General features: G+C 30.8%; 17 protein-coding genes and 1 riboswitch. Of the genes, 10 read left to right on the top strand and 7 right to left on the bottom strand.

Annotated elements, in window-relative coordinates; translation table 11 throughout:
- Nucleotides 1–34: 34 nt before the first annotated feature.
- Complete coding sequence (locus tag BUA86_RS08255; RefSeq protein ID WP_072931631.1) at nucleotides 35–1,012, bottom strand: helix-turn-helix domain-containing protein; 978 nt, start codon at nucleotides 1,010–1,012, stop codon at nucleotides 35–37.
- 119 nt (nucleotides 1,013–1,131) lie between these two features.
- Between BUA86_RS08255 and BUA86_RS08260 the strand changes: the two genes are divergently transcribed.
- Genes BUA86_RS08260 through BUA86_RS08270 form a run of 3 tightly spaced genes read left to right on the top strand, consistent with a single transcriptional unit; the run spans nucleotide 1,132 to nucleotide 5,381 of the window.
- A complete protein-coding gene (locus BUA86_RS08260; protein WP_229731793.1) occupies nucleotides 1,132–2,883 on the top strand; it encodes an ABC transporter ATP-binding protein in 1,752 nt (583 codons plus the stop codon).
- A gap of 40 nt (nucleotides 2,884–2,923) precedes the next feature.
- Nucleotides 2,924–3,667, top strand: a complete 744-nt coding sequence (locus BUA86_RS08265; protein ID WP_072931634.1) for a DUF6796 family protein — start codon at nucleotides 2,924–2,926, stop codon at nucleotides 3,665–3,667.
- A complete protein-coding gene (locus BUA86_RS08270) occupies nucleotides 3,660–5,381 on the top strand; it encodes an ABC transporter ATP-binding protein (protein ID WP_072931636.1) in 1,722 nt (573 codons plus the stop codon). Before BUA86_RS08265 ends, BUA86_RS08270 begins: the two co-directional genes overlap by 8 nt.
- A gap of 96 nt (nucleotides 5,382–5,477) precedes the next feature.
- Here BUA86_RS08270 and BUA86_RS08275 read toward each other — a convergent pair whose 3' ends face one another.
- Nucleotides 5,478–7,775, bottom strand: coding sequence for a choice-of-anchor L domain-containing protein (locus tag BUA86_RS08275; RefSeq protein WP_072931638.1), 2,298 nt, complete (start codon nucleotides 7,773–7,775; stop codon nucleotides 5,478–5,480).
- Nucleotides 7,776–7,989: 214 nt separating this feature from the next.
- The gene (locus tag BUA86_RS08280; protein ID WP_072931640.1) at nucleotides 7,990–8,385 is read right to left on the bottom strand and encodes a hypothetical protein; all 396 of its coding nucleotides are present in this window, start codon (nucleotides 8,383–8,385) and stop codon (nucleotides 7,990–7,992) included.
- 40 nt (nucleotides 8,386–8,425) lie between these two features.
- Between BUA86_RS08280 and BUA86_RS08285 the strand changes: the two genes are divergently transcribed.
- A complete protein-coding gene (locus tag BUA86_RS08285; protein WP_072931642.1) occupies nucleotides 8,426–9,022 on the top strand; it encodes an NUDIX hydrolase in 597 nt (198 codons plus the stop codon).
- A gap of 12 nt (nucleotides 9,023–9,034) precedes the next feature.
- Complete coding sequence (locus tag BUA86_RS08290) at nucleotides 9,035–9,601, top strand: DUF4920 domain-containing protein (protein ID WP_072931644.1); 567 nt, start codon at nucleotides 9,035–9,037, stop codon at nucleotides 9,599–9,601.
- Between the two features lie 422 nt (nucleotides 9,602–10,023).
- Here the strand turns inward: BUA86_RS08290 and BUA86_RS08295 are convergent, their stop codons facing one another.
- The 3 genes from BUA86_RS08295 to BUA86_RS08305 all read right to left on the bottom strand — a co-directional run bounded on the left by BUA86_RS08295 (nucleotide 10,024) and on the right by BUA86_RS08305 (nucleotide 13,407).
- Nucleotides 10,024–11,277 (bottom strand): MFS transporter, encoded by a 1,254-nt coding sequence (locus BUA86_RS08295; RefSeq protein WP_072931647.1) that lies wholly within the window; start codon nucleotides 11,275–11,277, stop codon nucleotides 10,024–10,026.
- A gap of 184 nt (nucleotides 11,278–11,461) precedes the next feature.
- The gene (ribB, locus tag BUA86_RS08300; RefSeq protein WP_072931649.1) at nucleotides 11,462–12,127 is read right to left on the bottom strand and encodes a 3,4-dihydroxy-2-butanone-4-phosphate synthase; all 666 of its coding nucleotides are present in this window, start codon (nucleotides 12,125–12,127) and stop codon (nucleotides 11,462–11,464) included.
- A gap of 132 nt (nucleotides 12,128–12,259) precedes the next feature.
- Nucleotides 12,260–12,387, bottom strand: a riboswitch (FMN riboswitch).
- Between the two features lie 78 nt (nucleotides 12,388–12,465).
- Nucleotides 12,466–13,407 carry an NAD(P)H-dependent flavin oxidoreductase gene (locus tag BUA86_RS08305; protein ID WP_072932046.1) on the bottom strand — a complete coding sequence of 314 codons (942 nt, stop codon included), beginning with the start codon at nucleotides 13,405–13,407 and terminating at the stop codon, nucleotides 12,466–12,468.
- 172 nt (nucleotides 13,408–13,579) lie between these two features.
- On the opposite strand from BUA86_RS08305, the gene BUA86_RS08310 reads away from it, so the two are divergent.
- From BUA86_RS08310 to BUA86_RS08330, 5 genes are all read left to right on the top strand, one after another.
- Complete coding sequence (locus tag BUA86_RS08310; RefSeq protein WP_019976296.1) at nucleotides 13,580–13,801, top strand: DUF2795 domain-containing protein; 222 nt, start codon at nucleotides 13,580–13,582, stop codon at nucleotides 13,799–13,801.
- Nucleotides 13,802–13,932: 131 nt separating this feature from the next.
- Nucleotides 13,933–17,052 carry a preprotein translocase subunit SecA gene (secA, locus tag BUA86_RS08315; protein ID WP_072931651.1) on the top strand — a complete coding sequence of 1,040 codons (3,120 nt, stop codon included), beginning with the start codon at nucleotides 13,933–13,935 and terminating at the stop codon, nucleotides 17,050–17,052.
- Between the two features lie 150 nt (nucleotides 17,053–17,202).
- Nucleotides 17,203–17,928 (top strand): hypothetical protein, encoded by a 726-nt coding sequence (locus BUA86_RS08320; RefSeq protein WP_072931654.1) that lies wholly within the window; start codon nucleotides 17,203–17,205, stop codon nucleotides 17,926–17,928.
- Between the two features lie 3 nt (nucleotides 17,929–17,931).
- A complete protein-coding gene (locus BUA86_RS08325) occupies nucleotides 17,932–18,690 on the top strand; it encodes a hypothetical protein (RefSeq protein WP_072931655.1) in 759 nt (252 codons plus the stop codon).
- Between the two features lie 11 nt (nucleotides 18,691–18,701).
- The gene (locus tag BUA86_RS08330; protein ID WP_143147276.1) at nucleotides 18,702–19,499 is read left to right on the top strand and encodes a hypothetical protein; all 798 of its coding nucleotides are present in this window, start codon (nucleotides 18,702–18,704) and stop codon (nucleotides 19,497–19,499) included.
- 148 nt (nucleotides 19,500–19,647) lie between these two features.
- Here BUA86_RS08330 and dnaJ read toward each other — a convergent pair whose 3' ends face one another.
- Complete coding sequence (gene dnaJ, locus BUA86_RS08335) at nucleotides 19,648–20,772, bottom strand: molecular chaperone DnaJ (protein ID WP_072931659.1); 1,125 nt, start codon at nucleotides 20,770–20,772, stop codon at nucleotides 19,648–19,650.
- Between the last annotated feature and the right edge of the window lies 1 nt (nucleotide 20,773).

Genomic DNA, 20,773 nt, shown 5'->3' on the forward strand with positions numbered 1-20,773 from the left:
TTCTGTCTTTTTTATAACTATAAATGATGAAAAATTACTTCTTAAATTGACTAGGTAATACACCAAATTTTCTTTTGAAAGCGGCAGAAAAACTTCGCTGATTTTGATAACCCATCTGATGTGATACTTCTCCTATATTTAGTTGATGATCTGTAAGTAAAATTTTTGCTTGATCCATTTTTATATCATTCCAAAAACCAAAAACTGTTTTCCCAAACAACTCTTTAAATCCTTTTTTTAGCATAAACTCATTTGTACCAACTTGATGAGCCAAATCAATTAACGAATGTGTAGAATGTATATTATTCATAATAAATTCTCGTACCGCATAAATTTTATCTGCATCTTTTTTCTTTAAAGAACCTGTGTACGATTCGTTATTTGTAAACTGTTCTAACTGTAACATTAAAAGCTCAATTACTTTAGCTTCTAAAAACATACGTTTAAAAAGTCCTTTTCGTTCACAATTAATAATGTCATGAATAATTTGATGCATCTGAAAAGAAATTTGATAATTCTGAGAGCTTAATAAACTAGAATTCTGTTTTTCTAATGTATTACGAAAACAATCAAAAATGGGATGATTTTCAGGTAAGAATCGTTTAAAAAATTGTGGACTTAAGTTAATTTCACACAATTGAAAAATGTCTTTTTCCCATTTCATTTCTCCACATAATCCATTTGCATAGATAATATTGTGCCGTTGAGATTCAAAACTAACTTCATTCCTAAACTTATCAGTAGAAGCGCTACTTTTCCCTTTTATGGCAAAGTGCATTTCAATTGTTTCAAAATTAGTTTCAAAACCAAGCGACATTTCCTTGGCTAAATTTGCATTTCCATAACCGATGTGAATTCCATTAAAAAGTATTTCTTTGTAGAAACCATTCACTCCAAAATGCTCTAAATGCATAACAGTTTCTATTATTTCATCATTTTGAATAGAAGGATGAGGATATACTTTCTCCATTAGCACATAATCCATTGTTTTATCATATAATTTCAAATTCATAGACCCTTTTTTATTTATCCTTTATTCGTACATCTTTATCCGTATCGCTTACTTTTTAAGATGTTCTAAATTTTACCTTTGCCAAAGATACAAGTTATTTAGAATAATTCTTAATAGATATGAGCGAAAAACAAAACAAGAAAAATGGAATAATAAGATTGTTAGAGATTGCAGGAGCTAAAAAGATAATGCTATTTTTTTCTGCCTTATTCGCAACACTTCATGCTTTTTTAAGTTTGATACCTTACATTTTAGTTTTTTATATAATAAAAGAACTTACAAAAGATCAGGTGAATTTTGATGTCACACAACACTATATTATTTATGCAATAATTGCTGCGGTAATAAGTATGTTTCTTTTGTTTGTTTCTGGTATACTTTCACATATTGCAGCGTACAATATCCTTTTTGAACTAAGAAAGTATATCGCAAATAAAATTGGTAGAATGTCAATGGGGCATCTTTCTAATAAAAGCTCTGGTGCTTTAAAGAAAATTTTGGCAGATGATGTAGAACGTATTGAAAATTTTATAGCCCATCAAATTCCAGATTTTGTAAAAGCAGTTGCTTTACCCATTGTCACAATTATTTTTCTTTTTACACAAGATTGGCGTTTAGCTGCAATTAGCTTTGTACCACTTTTGGTTTTAGCAGTATTACTTCCTAAAATGTACGGAGGCAATAATAAACAACTTATACAAGATTATCATCAATCTTTAGAGGACATGAATGCAGGTATTGTAGAGTATGTTAGAGCAATGCCAGTAATGAAAATTTTTGGACAATCTGCTGAAACCTTCGATAAATACGGAAATACCGTAAAATGTTTTAATGGTTTTGTAGGAGAGTGGGTTAAAAAAAGTACACCAGGTTTTGCTATTTTCATGAGCTTCACAAGTAATGCAATGCTTCCTGTATTGGCTTTCGGATTGTTTTTGTATTTCCGTAATGGAGTTTCATTACCTACACTTTTATTGTTTCTGATTTTAGGAACGGGTTACATAAAACCTCTTTTTGTTTTAAGTAACATGGGAATGCAAATATCAATTATTAACAGAGGTGTAGAGCAAATAGATAATTTACTAAATCATGAAGACTTACAAGAAAACACAATCTATCAAGAGCCAAAGAATTTTACAGTAGAATTTAGAGAAGTTTCATTTGCTTATCAAAAAAATGACTTGGTTTTACAAGATGTTAGCTTCGAAGTAAAACAAAATACAATTACGGCATTGGTAGGTCCATCTGGAGCAGGTAAAAGTACTGTTGGACAATTATTAGCTCGTTTTTGGGATGTGAATCATGGTGAAATTTACATTGGAGGAATTGATATAAAAGAATATCCAACTCAACAATTAATGGAGATGATCTCTTTTGTTTTTCAAGACAGTTTTATGTTTCAGCAAAGTATGTATGATAATATAAAAATGGGAATGAATAGAACAAAAGATGAGGTGGAAACTGCTGCAAAAGCTGCACAAATTCACGATCTTATTTTGAGCTTACCAAATGGATATGATACATTATTTGGTCAATCTGGTGTACATCTTAGTGGTGGAGAACAACAACGATTTCAATTGGCTCGCGCAATTCTTAAAAATGCTCCGATTTTAATTTTAGATGAAGCAACAGCTTTTGCAGATCCAGAAAATGAATATAAAATTCAACAAGCATTTGGTAAACTTATAAAAGACAAGACGGTAATTATTATTGCACATCGTTTAAGTACAATTGTAGACGCAGATCAAATAATTGTTTTTGACAAAGGGCAAATAGCTGCTCTAGGAAATCAGCAAGATTTATTAGTAGAAAGTGAACTTTATCAACGTATGTGGAATGCACATATAAGAGCCAAGAATTTCGTAATGTAAAATAGAAAAAAATAGAATTTAAAAATAAAAACAATTTATCATGAAATATCAATTAAAAATCAAATTAGCATTTATATCTGCAATTATAGCTTCAATCTGTTGGGTAATAGGCGATATGTTTGTTGCAGGATTCAACGTGAATCCAGAGAAATATCCGTTATTTTCACAAACGTATGCAGATAAAGTAGATGTTGTTTTAGCCACACTTATGTTAGAAGGTTCTACAGAAAGATTAATGTTTGGAGCCTTAATTGCAGCCATGACAGCAGTACTTTTTCTACCTGCAATTTGGTTGGTATATCAGTACATCAAACAAGAATTTAAATCGAAATGGATTGTATGGTCAAATTACTATCTACTTGTTTTAAGTGTTTTGTTAATGCCACTTGGGCATGCTGTGTATTATTATGTGGGAGAAATACATAAAGCCATTTATTTTACAGATCAAATAGCGCATCCTTATTTATTAGAAATAGCAAAAGGGTTTACAATGAGTCTATATATAACTTGGGGAACAGCTATTATTGTAATGTTTTTGGGTTGGATTATTTATGCAATATTTATTTTCATAGGGAAGACATCTTTACCAAAATGGTTCGGATTTTTTACACCATTTTTCTTAACACTGTATCAACACCCTATTTTATATTTTATGCCATCGTCTGACTTAAAAGGTTGGATTACTTCTGCTGGTTTTAATATTTCATATTTAATTTTCTTCTCATTACTATTTATTCTGTTTAGAAAACAACTTTTACAATCTAATTCAAACAATCATGATTAAGAATTTAAAATATGTTACTTCCTTTAATTCGAAAGAAACAGGGAAGGTTATTTTATGGGAAATTATTCATAGTATTTTCATTGCAGCTCCCTCTGGTATTTTATTAGTCATTATATGGGAATTATTTTCAGAACAACCCAACTTAACAAAAGTTTGGTCGGTAGTAGGTTTAATGACAGTAATGCTGTTTCTACAATTTTTTGTAGCATCTAAATCTATGGTTAATTCTAATTTATGGGTATATGATTTATCAACCAAATTACGAATAGCCTTAGGAAATAGAATACAGAAATTTTCACTTGGATTTTTTAAGAAACGAGATCCAGGAGAAATAGCTTCTGTTATGTTACAAGATGTAGCAAACTTTGAAGGTATTTTTGGTCATAGTGTAGGTAATCTATCTTCAGCAGTTTTTGGAACAACTGTATTATCTCTATTCTTATTTGTGTACGATTGGCGTTTGGCATTGTGTTTATTAATGGCTCTGCCACTTATTTATCCATTTTTAGCATTAGCCAATTATCTTGTTTCTAAGATGGGAAGACCACAAATTGAAGCACGTAATAACATGGGAGCTAAATTCTTAGAATATGTACAAGGAATTCAACATTTAAAGTCTTATGGAATGGTTGGAGAAAAGCATAAAGTGTTAGAAGATTCGTTTAAAGATTTAAAAAGTAAAAGTATAAAGCTAGAAGCTGTTCCAGGTCCATTTATAGTAACGGCAGCAATTGTATTTGAAATTGGTTTTCTAGCAATGATTGCTTTAGGACTATATTACCTTAGTGGAAATACGATTACAATTCCTGTATTAATTACATTTCTAATTATGGGCTACAATCTCTATAGTCCATTAAAGGTAGTGATGGTAGATTATTTAATTCTTAGGTATATGAACGAAAGTTTAAATCGTATTGTAGATGTAATGGAAACGCCAACAATGGAAACTACGATAAACGAAGTTCCTGCAAATTTTGATATCCATTTTGAAGATGTAAGCTTCGGTTATTTAGAGAAACAAACAACATTAGAAGCGATTAATTTTTATGTTCCAGAGCAATCTATGTTAGCTTTGGTAGGATATTCCGGATCGGGAAAAACAACCATAGCATCTTTAATTGCTCGTTTTTGGGATGTAGATCATGGACAAATAAAAATAGGAGGAATAGATATTCGTAACATTCATCAAGACCATTTTTATGAATTGATAAGTGAAGTATTTCAAGAAGTTTATTTGTTTGATGATACCATTTATAATAATATAAAAATAGGAAAGCCAAATGCAACCAAAGAAGAAATTTTAGAAGCAGCTGATAAAGCAGAAGTTTTGAGTTTTACATGGGAGCTTAAAGAAGGAATGGATACGAAAGTAGGAGAAGGTGGAAATAAACTTTCTGGAGGACAAAAACAACGTATAAGTATTGCAAGAGCATTATTAAAAGATGCTCCAATTGTTTTGCTAGATGAGGCCACTGCAAGTTTAGATCCAGAAAATGAGATTTACATTCAACAAGCTATTCAAGAATTGGTAAAATCTAAAACAGTTATTGTAATTGCTCATAAGCTAGCAACCATACAAAAAGCAAATCAAATTGTAGTATTAGAAGAAGGACAGATCGTTGAGAAAGGAACACATACCGAATTGTTGAATAACGAACATATATATAGAAAAATGTGGGATATACAACAAAAGGCTGGAGGCTGGAAAATATAATTTTTCCTTGAAATCTTTTAGCTATATTTTTTATCTAAAAAAATTGCCTAATACGCTAGCGTATTAGGCAATTATATATTTTAAATTTTCATGTTATTATTCTCTTTTTAGGAGTAACCAACCCATATACTTTTGTAATTCGCTTGCGTTATCTTCCGTCCATTCTAATGTGTACCAATAACTATCAGATGGTAAATTAAAACCATTTACTTTTCCATCCCAAATAAAATTATTTGCTTCAGATCCTTCAAAAACTAATCTTCCAGTTCTGGTATAAACAACAAATTTAGTATTCTTTTTATTTCGTAATTGAGAATAATCTAATGTGTCATTTTTTCCATCTCCATTTGGCGAGAAAAAGTTAATCAATTTTATTAAAGAAAATTCTTTTGTAACAGGAGTACAATTTAAACTAGACTGTACACGAACCTTGTGTTGTCCTAATGTAACATTTGTAAAAACATTAGATGGTTGAAATGGACCATTATCTAATGAATATAAATAAGGAGGATTAGCTCCACTTGTAATAATTGTAACGGTAGAACCTTGTATTTCTATTGCTTCAATAATAGGATCTTCGGCAGCAATTACTTTAACTTCTTGTGTATAAAAACACCCATTTGTTTCTAATCTTACATGATAAACACCAACAGGAACATTTGAGATTGATGAAGTTGTAGCATTATTAAAATCCCACAAATAAGAATCAAATCCGCTTCCAGCATCCAATGTTGTAAAAGAATCTTTACAGATTGTTATATCTTTTAATACATCAGATTTCTTTGCTTCTTTGTATTTAAAATAGATTGGAGCAATATTTTCGCAGAAATTAACTTGTTTAAATCGAACATAAAATGTTTTATCAGCATTAATTGTTTGATTAGGCGAAATTGCATTTTGCTTTGTTTTTGCATCATTTTCGGTTAAATAATAAGTTGCATTACCTTCAATATTAGAAGTTAATTCAGTTAAATAATCCGATAATACAATGCTTACAGAAGGCGCTAAAGTAGCATTACAAATTTCTTCTTCAACAAAATTATACTGACTCAATCCGTTTGTATAAAATGTTATTGCTTCTATAATTGGAGGACAAGAACCAGGTTCAACACGAATGTAAACTGTTTTAGAGTCAGCGGAAGAATTAAGTTCCAAAGTTGTTATTTCGTTTCCAGAATTAGCTTGTGCATTTGCAAGTGTTGTAAAGAACTTTATAGTGGTGCTTCGGTCAATATCATCAACAATTAAATTGACATAATTTAGTAAATTAACAGTTATATTTCCATTTAATAAGTCATTACAAACATTAAAATTTCGGTCTGCAATAGTAGGACTTTTCGCCATATAAACATAGATATAACCTTTTAATTTTCCACCATCAATAAATTCAATTTCAACTTCATAATAACCTGCTTCACGAACAGTTAATTGAGCATTTGTTTCTCCAATTATTTCTATGCCATCTTTTAACCATTTGTAAGCAATTGCATCTGGCATTGTCGCATCTACAAGGTCTATACTAGCAGGACAAAGTGTAATATCGTCTCCTAATTTTTTAGTTCCAACAAAACTATTTGCTTTTAAAAAAACACCAGAATCATATTGTCCATTTCCTTGATCAGCAATCACAATTTTTAAATGATATTTTTCTCCAGGAACTATGGTAGTACTTGCGGTTAAAAGTTTAGTATTTCCATTAAAACTTATCGGAGAGCTAGTCGGATTAAATTGATCAAAATATTGTGGATTAACAGGAGAACATTTTCCGCCTGTACCATAAACCGTATTTACAGAAACAGGTGTAGTTGTATTAGGTAAAACAGCAAGATTACGATAAGCTTCAGTAGTTCCTGCTTTTTTTATTAAGAAGGCAAAACCATCTGTATAACCACAACTACCTCTATCATTTACTCTTAAATACTGTTCAGAAGCAAAAAGATAATCAAAACTAATTTCATTAATCGTTGTAGACGAAAAATCAAATTCTATACTCGTTGCATCAGTCGTATTATTTATTCTCAGCGCTCTTTCTAAATCTGCATCACCTCTCCAATTTGGGTCACTTGCACTATTAATTCCAAAATTAGGACCTGGAGCATCTATTAATTTTCCCGATGAAAGCAATATTCCTTTATCTATGATAAAATTACTCGCGCCTCGATCAAAATAACCATAACTTTTGTCGCCATCATCAAACGTCCAACCATTAATTTGAATTGAACTTTCATCAATATGAATAAGGCTATTTCCTACAAAAATATCTTTTACCAATTGTTCTTTGGTATAAGATGTATTTACAGTAATAACTTGCCCTATTAAAAGAGAAGAAAAAAGAGTAATAAATAAAGAGGTAAGGAGAGTTTTTTTTGATAGAATAGATGTTATTTCAATCATTTAACTGTTAAGTAAGAGGCAAAAAAACTGCTAAATAACTTTTTATACGAAGTATATTTAACAGTTTCAATTTTTTTATTCTAAAACTAATTTGTTGTGTATTGTTTCGAAATGCTTTTTTAAATGAATTATACAAAACCCTAATTGAGTGTTGTATGAGTCAACAACTTTCTTTAATAAAGAAATGAAATACACAACAAGTAAGTGAATTAAATTATATTTTTTCTAAGTTTTCAGAAATTGTTTCGATAAAAGATGTTAATGGTTTTTTAGCCATCATCTCTATCATCATATTAAAGTTACCTTTAAAATCTAATGATATTTCAGAAGAATTATCATCAACTGCATCAATAGAAATTGTTAATGTATACTCAAAAGCAGGAGCAGGAGATTCAAAAATAATTTTTGAAGGTTCAATTGTTTCCTTTAATCTCATACCAACTTTTGGTAAAGCACCAACACCAACAGTAAATCCTTTACCAGATTCATGTATTTCAAATGATTTAGTATCTTCTGGCATTAATTGCTCGTAATTTTTCATGTCTAACAAAAATGTATAAGCATCTTGTTGATTTTTAGAAAAACGTACTTTATTTGTATTTACTTCCATATCGTTTCGAGTTTTTATAAATTTGTAACAAATCTCCCAAATGTACAAAGTTTTTTTCAATGAAAGTTTGTTAACTTTTCGTAACCAATCAACATCAGAAGCAAAGAATATATTATTTCAGAATGAATCTCAGTTTGATGAAGCATTCCATTTATTATCTTCTAACACTGCAAATTTTGTCAATATTTTTAGTGATGATATAAAAGCTGTTTGGGCTAAATTTCTTCACAATTATAAGCATATAAAAGCGGCAGGAGGTATTGTTCGTAATCCAGATGATGAGTTTCTATTTATTCATCGTTTAGGAAAATGGGATTTACCAAAAGGTAAAATGGAAGAAGGAGAAACCAAAGAAGAATCTGCAATTAGAGAAATAGAGGAGGAGTGTAGTATTACAAATCTTGAGTTGAAACAGTTTCTAATGCCAACTTATCATATCTATTTTTTAAAAGAATATATTATTAAAGAAACCTTTTGGTTTGAAGTTTTTTACAATGGAAACGAGCTTCCTATACCACAACAAGAAGAAGGAATTGAATTTGTTGGATGGAAAAAGAAAGATGAAATTCCTCAGTTATTAAAAAATTCTTACCCTAATATACAATTGTTATTAGATAATTATTTAGATTTGTTATAAATTAAATATTTTATGAAAAAGGTTCTTCTAAGTTTTTATGCTATAATGACTTTGTCGATTACAATAAATGCACAAACGAAAAAAGATACGAAAGTAAAAACTGAAAAAGTATCAAAATCTCAATCAAAAATTTTAGAGAATGGAACTGCTAAAATTGAGAATTTAGATGCTTACGAAGTTTATGGACAATCTTTTAACGTTGAAAATACATTGACAAAAAACGAACTTGGACAATTGTATGATAACATGAAAAAAGGAGATGTTATTGAGAATGTTCAATTTGTATCAACTATAGAATCCGTTTGTAAAAAGAAAGGATGTTTTATGTATGTTGATTTAGGAAAAGAGAAAGAACAATCTTTTGTACGTTTTAAAGATTATGGATTCTTTATGCCTTTAGATTCTGAAGAGTCTAGTGTAGTTGTTCATGGAAAAGCTTTTGTTAGCGAACTTTCTGTAGAAAAATTACGTCACTATGCAAAAGACCAAGGAAAATCTGAAGTAGAAATAGCTAAAATTACAAAACCACAATTGTTATACAATTTTGAAGCAGATGGAGTTTTTCTAAGGGAAAAATAATTCTACTTGATTATAAATTTAAAATAAAAACCGAAGAGAAATCTTCGGTTTTTTTATTCTAATTATTATTAAACTAATTATTCTCTATCATGTTTAATTATTTAGCTATTTTTCTTTTTAAACGGGTTAAAAAAAATGGTCTTTAAAGGTTTGACGTTAATAAAATTGATAAAGCGTAGGATATAGATGATTTAATGAACGAATGTTAATTTTTAAATCATTTCCGTAGCGTTGATAATTTTTAGTCAAAGATTTACGACCTTGATTTTTTTGTTTCGCCTCCACATACTCTGTTGTCACAGACTTTGTATCAAGACAAAAATAAAAATAAATTTATGTTAAACACTTATATGCTTTACTTTAAATGATATAAAAATATTCTCAGTACTAAATTTGATAAACCTTTAATAATAAACTTACTTTTATGTTAGCGTAACATTTCGAATTGGCTTAATGAATACGGCAATAAAAATAACCGTTAAAATTGTCATTATTCCTCCGAAAACAATTCCAGGAACTAAACCAAAGAATGTTGCAGCTAATCCACTTTCTAAAGCTCCTAATTCGTTAGACGAGCTAACAAATATAGAGTTAACAGAAGATACGCGACCTTTTAGATTTTCAGGTGTTTTTATTTGTAAAATACTTTGTCGGATAACCATTGAGATAGCATCAAATGCTCCTCCAAGTAACAATATTCCAAAACATAAATAAACGTTTCCACTTAATCCAAATGCGATAATACAAACACCAAATAAAGCCACAGTTCCCAATAATTTTGGACCAACATTTCCTCTTAATAAAGCAGGAATAGATGATAAAATAATCATCATAATAAGTGATCCTATTCCATGTGCAGAACGTAATAAACCAAATGTTTCCGAACCTTCATTTAAAACCTTTTTAACAAAAGCAGGTAATAAAGATTCAGCTCCACCAAAGAAAACAGCAAACATATCTAAGCTTAAAACAGCCAAAATAATTGGTGTTGCCCAAATAAATTTTAAGCCTTCTTTTATTCTTGTCATTGGAGATTCTGTAGAACTTGATTCAGAAATTTCTGCAGGTTTTTTAGAAATTAATAAGACCATACACATCGAAATGCACATGATACAAAATGCTGTAATCAATGTAAATTCAATTCCTAAATGCGCCAATAATAAACCACCAGCCAATGGTCCCAATACAGAACCTATCATAAAAGCAGAAGACGAAATAGGAATTGCTTTAGTATAATTTTCTTTACGCACAACCAAAGCTAGTAATGCAAATAAGGCAGGTCCTTCAAAAGCACGCGTTAATCCTAAAATAAAGAATGAAAAATAACAAACTCCCAAGTAAACGGGAATCCCAATAGCTTCTCTTATGGTAGGGAAGTTAACAAGCATTAATACAAACGAAGCAATCATAAATGCACTTGTGCTTCGTACTAAAATCATTCTTTTATCTAATTTGTCAACGAGTTGACCAGCATAAAAAGCTGTAAAAAGGATTGGTAAAAATTCAGCTAAACCAATTAAACCTAGAAATATTTCTTTTTGAGTGACCTTAAAAATTTCATAGGCAACAGAAGTACTTTGAATAAATAAAGCAAAGATTAAAGAGAATCTTAAAAAGATGAATGGAATAAATTCTTTATTACTCCAAACAGATGGAACTTGTTCCTTTGTTTCCATTTTATGTGTTATATTTTTTTAAGTTTTAAATGTACATTGAATTTTGTCATGACAGCTTAAAAATGACAAAATTTTACATAAAAAAACTTCGAATAATTTTATCCGAAGTTTCATTTTTTTGAAAATTTATAAACTTGTCCTAGTTTACGAAGAACTTAAATTTTAAGTCTTCTTATGTCATATTCTAATTAGAAAGCTCTAAAACATTAGAATTTTCTAATTGCACACGATATTCGTAAATATCTTCTACTGTTAAAACTGTCATATTGTGCTTTTCAGCAAATTCTATAATTTCTGGAAGTTTAGACATTGTACCATCAGGATTAGTTAACTCACATAAAACAGCTTCATTTCCTAAGTTAGCTAATCGTACTAAATCTATACTTCCTTCCGTATGTCCTCTTCTTTCCATTACACCATTTGCTTTTGCAATTAAAGGAAAAACATGTCCAGGTCTATTTAAATCGGATGGTTTAGCTTCAGGATTAACTGCTGTTTTAATAGTTTGTACACGATCAGCAGCAGAAACGCCTGTTGTAACGCCTTCTTTTGCTTCGATTGTTACTGTAAAAGCAGTCTGAAACTTTGCCGTGTTATCTGAAACCATAGGAGTTAATGCTAACTCATTTGCTTTTTCTTGTGTAATACACAAGCAGATAATACCACTACATTCTCTAATTAATAATGCCATATCTGGCGTTGTAATTGTGGAAGCTGGAAAAATAATATCACCCTCATTTTCGCGATTTTCATCATCTACTAATAGGATTCCTTTTCCGTTTTGTAAACTTTTTATTGCATTTGCAATACGTTCGTTGGCATCTTTACCAAATTGTGTGATTGTTTTCATTTTGTATTTTTTTAATGAAACATCACTTCAGGGCGGAATACATAGAAGTTGTGAGTATTAGTTTTTTGAACATGACGTAACATAACAATTACTTATTATTCAAAATAATACTCAGAAACTTAAAATATATTCAATTTTCTTCTCTCATCCAGACTATACTGTCGGTTTTGGATTTTCACCAAATCAGTCCAATTAAAAAATAAAAGGAGTCGCGGACTATAACCGCCGGTAAGGAATTTCACCTTGCCCCGAAGAAAATTTCGTTGTTAATTTATAATTTTAATTTACTTAGGACATAAATCTTTATAAATTTTCAACTACAAATTTACAAAAGAGAATTAAAATTTTAGTAAATTTTCTTTTGCTTTTTCATAGTCTGACAACAATTCTTCAAAAACTTCTGCCACAGATGGAATGGAGTTAATTAAAGCAGCTACTTGTCCAATTTCTAACTCACCATTTATTAAATCGCCTTCAAACATTCCTTTTTTAGAACGCCCTCTTCCTAATAATTCATTTAATTCTTCTGCATTTGTACCTTGTTGATATTTTTCTTGTATCAGATTAAAAAAATCATTTTTAATTAAACGAACAGGAGCTAATTCTTTTAAGGTTAATTGTGTGTCACCTTCATTTGTATTAACAATAGTGTCTTTAAAGAGTTGATTAGAAGAAGATTCCTGTGTTGCAGCAAAACGAGAACCTATTTGTACACCATCTGCACCCAATGCCATTGCTGCTAAGATTTGAGATCCAGTTCCAATTCCTCCAGCAGCAATTAAAGGAATGTCAATATGTTTTCTGACATTTGGAATCAGACACAAAGTTGTTGTTTCATCTCTGCCATTATGTCCACCAGCTTCAAAGCCTTCTGCCACGACAGCATCAACTCCTGCTTCTTGAGATTTTAATGCAAATTTTGTACTACTTACAACATGGGCAACCTTTATTCCCTCTTTTTGTAAAATTTCTGTCCAAGTTTTTGGGTTTCCTGCAGAGGTAAAAACAATCTTTATTTTTTCTTCAATAATAATATTTATAATTTCTTCTATGTTAGGATATAACATGGGTACATTTACTCCGAAAGGTAGACTAGTAGCGGTTTTACACTTTTGTATATGCGCTCTTAAAACATCTGGATACATACTTCCAGCACCTATTAAACCTAGTCCTCCAGCGTTACTAACAGCAGAGGCTAAACGCCATCCACTATTCCAAATCATACCTCCTTGTACAATAGGGTGTTTTATTGCAAATATTTTTGTTATATTCGTGTTCATTTTTGCTTTATTTGTCAATAAAATTAAAGAAATATATAAAAGGAAAAAATTTAATTTTAACTTAAAGACTGACACTTTGACTTTGGCAAATTATTTGATTTGGCAAAAATGAAAATTTTGAACAATATAATAGAGCTTAAATGTCTCTTGTAATTAATAAAAAGTATAAACTATGTATTGGACTTTAGAATTAGCATCTTATTTAAGTGATGCTCCTTGGCCAGCAACTAAAGATGAATTAATCGATTACGCAATTCGTACTGGTGCACCATTAGAGGTGGTAGAGAATTTACAATCTATCGAGGATGAAGGTGATTCATACGAGAGCATTGAAGAAATTTGGGCTGATTATCCAACAGATGATGATTTTCTTTGGAACGAGGACGAATATTAAGAAAATAGAAAAGCCCAAATTGGGGCTTTTTTCAATTCTATAGTCTATATCTAACATAGTTAACGTATATTTGCGTTTAATTAGTAGCATAATTTTTTGTGTTTCTAATTTGACGAAGAACGACAGAAAATATGAGCATTTTAACAAAAATTTTACAAGGATTCTTAGGTGATAAGAATGCTAAAGATGTAAAAGAATTACAAAAATATGTTGATGCAGCAAATGAAGCTGGTCAAAACTTTGGTTCATTATCAATTGATGAATTAAGAAACAAAACATTAGATTTTAAACTAAAATTAGTTGAAGCTACTAAAGAATTTAAATCTCAGATAAGCGAATTAAAAGCAGAAGTAGAACAAACTGAAGATTTTGGAGCAAAAGAAGAACTTTACTCTAAAATTGATAAAATTAATAAACAAGCTTACGAAGTTGAAGAGAAAATTTTATTAGAAATTTTACCTGAAGCTTTTGCTGTAATGAGAGAAACGGGGAAACGTTTTACTGAAAACGAAACGTTAGAAGTTACAGCTTCTGAATATGACAGAGTTTTAGTAAACAGAGGTCATGATTTCGTTTCGCTTAAAGATGATAACACAGCTGTTTGGAAAAACTCTTGGGATGCAGCAGGTCGTCAAGTTACATGGGACATGTCTCATTATGACGTACAGTTTATTGGTGGTTCTGCCTTACATTTAGGTCGTATTGCAGAGATGCAAACAGGGGAAGGTAAGACATTAGTGGCTACTTTACCAATTTACTTAAATGCTTTAACAGGTCGCGGTGTACACTTAGTAACAGTAAATGATTACTTAGCAAAACGTGATATGGCATGGATGCGTCCAATTTTCTCTTTCCACGGATTATCTGTAGATTGTATAGACAATCATCAACCAAACTCTGGTGGTCGTAGAGAAGCTTATGCTTCGGATATTGTTTATGGAACAAATAACGAATTTGGTTTCGATTATTTACGTGACAATATGGCGAACACTCCAGATGCATTAGTACAAAGAGAATTAAACTTTGCAATTGTCGATGAGGTGGATTCTGTTTTAATTGATGATGCTCGTACACCATTAATTATTTCTGGTCCAGTTCCACAAGGAGACCGTCATGAATTTGATGAGTTAAGACCAAAAATTGATCGTTTATATAACTTACAACGAGAATTATTAGGTAAAACATTAAATGAAGCAAAAACTTTATTTAAACAAGGAGATTTAAAAGAAGGAGGATTTAAACTTTATCAAGTTTTCCGTGGTTTACCAAAATATAAACCATTAATTAAATTCTTATCTCAAGATGGTATCCGTGCTCAATTACAAAAAACAGAAGCATATTTTATTCAGGATAATAACCGTGAAATGCCAAAAATTGATGAGCATTTATACTTTGTTATCGATGAAAAACAAAATCAATCTGATTTAACTGATAAAGGAATCGAGTATTTGTCTAAAGGAATGGAAGATGATAATTTCTTCGTTTTACCAGACGTTTCTACAAATATTGGAGCAATTGAAAATTCTGGAAAAGACAAAGAAGAAATTCTTCAAATGAAAGAAGAGTTTTTCCGTGATTTTTCTATCAAGTCAGAACGTATTCATACATTAAGTCAATTACTAAAAGCATATACTTTATTCGAAAAAGATATTGAATATGTTGTAGTAGAAGGTGAGGTGAAAATTGTAGATGAGTCAACAGGTCGTATTATGGACGGTCGTCGTTATTCGGACGGATTACACCAAGCTATTGAGGCGAAAGAAAACGTAAAAATTGAAGCAGCTACTCAAACTTTTGCAACTGTTACATTACAGAACTATTTCCGTATGTACAACAAGTTAGGAGGGATGACAGGTACTGCTGAAACTGAAGCTGGTGAGTTTTGGGAAATTTATAAATTAGATGTTGTATCTATTCCTACAAACAGACCAATTTTACGTAACGATAAAAATGACATTGTTTTCAAAACAAATAGAGAAAAGTATAAAGCAGTAATTGAAGAAATTACAAAACTTTCTCAAGAAGATAAACGTCCAGTTTTAGTTGGAACAACAAATGTTGAAATTTCTGAGTTATTATCAAAAGCATTAAAATTACGTGGTATACATCACAATGTATTAAATGCAAAATTACACAAAAGCGAGGCTGATATTGTAACAGAAGCTGGTAAACCAGGAGCTGTAACAATTGCAACAAATATGGCTGGTCGTGGTACCGATATTAAATTGACAAAAGAAGTAAAAGAATTTGGAGGTTTAGCAATTATTGGTACAGAACGTCACGATTCTCGTCGTGTAGACCGTCAGTTACGTGGTCGTGCAGGACGTCAAGGAGATCCAGGATCTTCTCAATTCTTTGTTTCGTTAGAAGATAGTTTGATGCGTTTATTCGGATCAGAAAGAATCGCGAAATTAATGGACCGTATGGGACACAAAGATGGAGACGTTATTGAGCATTCTATGATTACAAAATCTATAGAACGTGCACAGAAAAAAGTAGAGGAAAATAACTTTGGTATTCGTAAACGTTTATTAGAATATGATGACGTAATGAATAAACAACGTGAAGTTATCTACAAACGTCGTCATAATGCATTATTTGGAGAAAGATTAGAAGTAGATATCGCAAACATGATTTATGATGTTGCTGCGTCTATTGTAAAATCAAATAAAGATTTTGAAGATTTTGCTCAATATGAGTTAGATTTGATTAAATACTTTACAATGGGAACTCCTGTAACAGAAGATGAGTTTAGATCTAAAACAGCAAAAGATTTAATTAACATCACTTATGATGCAGCTATTGAAGATTATAAAGTACGTATGAAATATGTTGCAGAGACAGCTTTCCCTGTAATTTCTAATGTATTCGAAAATCAAGGACATATGTTCTCTCGTATTCAAGTTCCATTTACAGACGGAATTCGTCAAATGACAGTTGTTTGTGATTTAAAAGAAGCTTACGAGTCTAATGCAAAAACATTAATCAAAGATTTCGAAAAATCTGTTGTATTAAGTTTAATAGATGACAACTGGAAAGAACACTTACGTGATGTTGATGACTTACGTAAAACTTCTCAGAATGCTGTTTACGAGCAAAAAGATCCATTGGTTGTTTACAAACAAGAATCTTTTCATATCTTCCAAAGAATGTTAGATACTGTAAACAAAGAAATTATTTCTTTCTTATTTAAAGGAGAATTACCAAATGCTCAAAAAGAGGAATCTGTAGAGCAAGAAATAGTAAAATAAATATAATTTAACTATCATACTAAAAGCCTTTCTGATTTTCAGAAAGGCTTTTGTTTTGTGTAGCAATTTTGTTTTCAATTTATTAATAAAAAATAAAATAGATTATTGAAAATTACTTACTACATTCGCATACTTTTTAATAAAGGAATTATGAAGTTTAATTGCCTGATAATTATATTTTTATCAACTTACAAGGTTGTATTTTCACAAGTAGGGATTAATACAAATCAACCAAAAGCTACTTTACATGTAGAGCCCTCTAGTGTAGCAACCCCAAATGGAACAGATGGTATTCTGATTCCTAAAATTGCAAACTTTCCAGTATTGATTACAAATAGAATAGGGAAAATAGTTTTTTTACAAGGGAACTCAACTAATCCAGATGGTTTTTATTATTGGAATGGATCAAGATGGTTAGGTTTTCCTACAATTGTAAATAAAGATACCGACGAAACTATTTATTCATTTCAAGGACAAGGATATGCAGGTTCGGATTTAAAACGTGTAATTAATTTTACAAAGTTTATAAAAGCCAATAAGGATAATTTTTCTGTTTCTAATAACGAAATTACGATTGGTAAATCTGGATTATATCTTATTTCTTTAACTGCTAATTCAAAAAGAAGTTCAGCTTCTACTACAGGTACACAAGCTAATTTTAATTATGCTGTTTTAGTTAATGGAAATGCAACAGCTTCTGTAAGTACATCTATCTCGGCAGAACCAACATCTTCTACAAGTGCAACATTAGATTTTTTATATAAGTTAGAAGCTGGGCAAAAGATAACAGCAGTAGTAGAAAAAACTACGGATAATATAATGCCTTACGAATCTTTCGGAATTAATAGTTTAACGCTTTATTTTATTCAAAATTAGTATATGAAATATTTTTTATTCTTTATTTTTTGTATTTCAGTTGCAATCACAAAAGGGCAAATAGGGATTAATACAAATCAACCAAAAGCTCAATTACAAGTTAGTGCTAAAAATTTAGTTTCTGGTGAACTGGATACTGGTTTTGGTGTACCACTTCTTAATAACTTTCCAGAAATAAACCCAACAGTAGAACAGAACGGAATGTTAATCTATCTAGATACAACATCTGTAAGTAATGCAACAGGTTATTACTATTGGGATGCAGCAACAACAAGTTGGGAATTTATGTTAGACAATGTATCAAAAGATCTTGATACATCTAAAACAATTGTATTAGGAACTAAATTTAGTCCTAGCAACATTGGAGGAACAATAACTAGAGCGAACGTTCCTTTTGAGTATATAACAACTTTAGATGCTAGTTTTGAATTATCTAATGGAGGATTAAAAGTAGGAAAAACATCTACTTATTATCTAACATTTTCAGGAGGAGTAGTAAAAGATGTAAATGCTGCTGTTTTTGATTATAGTACAGAGATTTTAATAAATGGTAATCCAAGTAATAATTTAACATCTACTAATTCTGCGCCAGCAAATGGAGGAGGAAATACGAGATCTGCAACTTTTTACATTGCGACAGTTCTTAACTTTAATAAGAATGATGTAATTACTGTCCGAACAACTAAAACATCAGGAACACCAAATTCTAGTCAAGTTTCTGTAGATACGCCCTATACATTAACATTAATTAATATGAAATAATGATGAAAAAGATGATTAAATTTTTTATCTATACATTCTTTTTATCAAGTGTAAACACATTTGCACAAATCGGAATTAATACGTTAACACCACAAGCTACATTAGATGTTGTAGAGCCAAACCCAACAAATCCCTCTAATACTTCTGGAGTAATTGTACCACGTGTAACTACACTAAATACAACTAATGCTAAAGAAGTAGGTTTGTTAGTGTTTTTTAATTCTCCAGATGTAGCACAAAGAGGTTTTTATTGGTGGAATGGAACGGCTTGGCGTCCGTTTATTTCAATTAATAAAATAAGGGATAATAAAACGATAACTTTTGCATCTACCGAAAGTAATTTTACAGAAGGAGAAATGACGAAATTACCCGAAACAGATGTAAGGACTTTAAAATTTGCAACTTTTAATTCGAATGTTCCAGCTAATTTTCAAATAGATGCATCGGGGAATTTTGTAGTAAAAAAGACAGGTTACTATCATATTCAAGCTGCTTCATTTATGAAAAAAAGCTTTACAGCTAACTCAAATAGAAGAGATCAATTAGATATGAAAATTTATGTTAATGGTAAAGACGCTTCATTAGACAAGGCAGATAATTATAATTTAGAAGGAACTAAAGGTTTTCCTGCAGGAATAGTTACAATTTCAATAAATGCAGCTGGCGTAATGAAATTAAATGCCCACGATTATTTAACGATGAAAATAGTAAGAAGTTACAGAGATATTACTCCAGATACTGACATAACTATCATTCCAGAACCGAATACTCTTTCTAATATTACATTAAGATATTTAGGAGATTTTTAATTAGAATAACTTTATTTATAAAGTAAATTTTGATTAATTCAGATTGTCATTCTGAGCCTTTCGAAGAACGAGAATTTAACTAATCAAAATAAAATAGGCTGTTTTACTTATTGTAAAACAGCCTATTTCTATTCTGTAATATTATCTGTTATTGGAACATATCTTTTACACGCTCAAAAAATGATTTCTCATTTTTAGAAGGTTCTGGAGAGAAGTTTTCATCATCTCTCATTTTCTCAAAGTATGCTTCTTGGTCTTTCGATAAATGAGTTGGTGTCCAAATATTAACATGAACAAATAAATCTCCTTTTCCGTAACCATTTAAATCTGGTAAACCTTGTCCTTTAAGACGTAAAACTTTTCCAGATTGTGTTCCTTTATCAACTTTAATTTTTACTTTACCATTTACAGTAGGAATTTCTTTAGAAGCACCTAAAACTGCATCTGGAATAGAAACATATAAATCGTAATGTAAATTATTTCCATCACGTTTTAATGTGTCGTGTTCTTCCTCTTCTATCAAGACTAATAAATCTCCAGGAATTCCATCAAAAGGCGCATCATTTCCTTTTCCACGAACTTGTAATTGTATACCTTCTCTAGCACCTGCAGGAATCTTAAGGTCGATTGTTTCATCAACTTTTATTAAACCTTGGTTATTTGCTCCAGAAGGAATTTTGTCTGCAACTTTCCCAACACCTTGACAAGTAGAACAAGTTGTTGCAGTTTGCATTTGACCTAAAAATGTATTGGTTACACGAACTTGTTGTCCAGAACCACCACAAGTAGGACATGTTTTAGATGTTACACCTTCAGCTTGTTTAAAACGCTTAACTTTTACTTTTTTCTCGCAACCGTTAACCATTTCTTCTAAGTTAAGTTTTACACGAATACGTAAATCAGAACCTTTCATACGACGAGGACCACGTGATTGACCACCAAAACCTCCGCCGAAGCCACCTCCGCCAAAGATATCACCGAAATGAGAGAAGATATCTTCCATATTCATTCCGCCAGCACCTCCGCCACCGAAGCCACCATTAGCACCCATTCCAGCATGACCATATTGGTCGTAACGAGCACGTTTTTGTTCGTCACTTAAAACTTCATAGGCTTCTGCAGCTTCCTTAAACTTTTCTTCTGCCTCTTTGTCATCAGGATTTTTGTCAGGATGATATTTTATAGCAAGTTTACGGTAAGCTTTTTTGATTTGTTCTGGTGTCGATGATTTGTCTACACCTAATATTTCGTAATAATCTCTTTTTGATGACATC

The sequence above is a fragment of the Chishuiella changwenlii genome (assembly GCF_900142565.1).
In the GTDB taxonomy this organism is placed as follows: domain Bacteria; phylum Bacteroidota; class Bacteroidia; order Flavobacteriales; family Weeksellaceae; genus Empedobacter; species Empedobacter changwenlii.

Bases quoted from the DNA above. Each gene is read 5' to 3' on its own strand.
- BUA86_RS08255 (WP_072931631.1), bottom strand. From the start codon at position 1,012: ATGAATTTGAAATTATATGATAAAACAATGGATTATGTGCTAATGGAG.
- BUA86_RS08260 (WP_229731793.1), top strand. From the start codon at position 1,132: ATGAGCGAAAAACAAAACAAGAAAAATGGAATAATAAGATTGTTAGAG.
- BUA86_RS08265 (WP_072931634.1), top strand. From the start codon at position 2,924: ATGAAATATCAATTAAAAATCAAATTAGCATTTATATCTGCAATTATA.
- BUA86_RS08270 (WP_072931636.1), top strand. From the start codon at position 3,660: ATGATTAAGAATTTAAAATATGTTACTTCCTTTAATTCGAAAGAAACA.
- BUA86_RS08275 (WP_072931638.1), bottom strand. From the start codon at position 7,775: ATGATTGAAATAACATCTATTCTATCAAAAAAAACTCTCCTTACCTCT.
- BUA86_RS08280 (WP_072931640.1), bottom strand. From the start codon at position 8,385: ATGGAAGTAAATACAAATAAAGTACGTTTTTCTAAAAATCAACAAGAT.
- BUA86_RS08285 (WP_072931642.1), top strand. From the start codon at position 8,426: ATGTACAAAGTTTTTTTCAATGAAAGTTTGTTAACTTTTCGTAACCAA.
- BUA86_RS08290 (WP_072931644.1), top strand. From the start codon at position 9,035: ATGAAAAAGGTTCTTCTAAGTTTTTATGCTATAATGACTTTGTCGATT.
- BUA86_RS08295 (WP_072931647.1), bottom strand. From the start codon at position 11,277: ATGGAAACAAAGGAACAAGTTCCATCTGTTTGGAGTAATAAAGAATTT.
- ribB (WP_072931649.1), bottom strand. From the start codon at position 12,127: ATGAAAACAATCACACAATTTGGTAAAGATGCCAACGAACGTATTGCA.
- BUA86_RS08305 (WP_072932046.1), bottom strand. From the start codon at position 13,407: ATGAACACGAATATAACAAAAATATTTGCAATAAAACACCCTATTGTA.
- BUA86_RS08310 (WP_019976296.1), top strand. From the start codon at position 13,580: ATGTATTGGACTTTAGAATTAGCATCTTATTTAAGTGATGCTCCTTGG.
- secA (WP_072931651.1), top strand. From the start codon at position 13,933: ATGAGCATTTTAACAAAAATTTTACAAGGATTCTTAGGTGATAAGAAT.
- BUA86_RS08320 (WP_072931654.1), top strand. From the start codon at position 17,203: ATGAAGTTTAATTGCCTGATAATTATATTTTTATCAACTTACAAGGTT.
- BUA86_RS08325 (WP_072931655.1), top strand. From the start codon at position 17,932: ATGAAATATTTTTTATTCTTTATTTTTTGTATTTCAGTTGCAATCACA.
- BUA86_RS08330 (WP_143147276.1), top strand. From the start codon at position 18,702: ATGATTAAATTTTTTATCTATACATTCTTTTTATCAAGTGTAAACACA.
- dnaJ (WP_072931659.1), bottom strand. From the start codon at position 20,772: ATGTCATCAAAAAGAGATTATTACGAAATATTAGGTGTAGACAAATCA.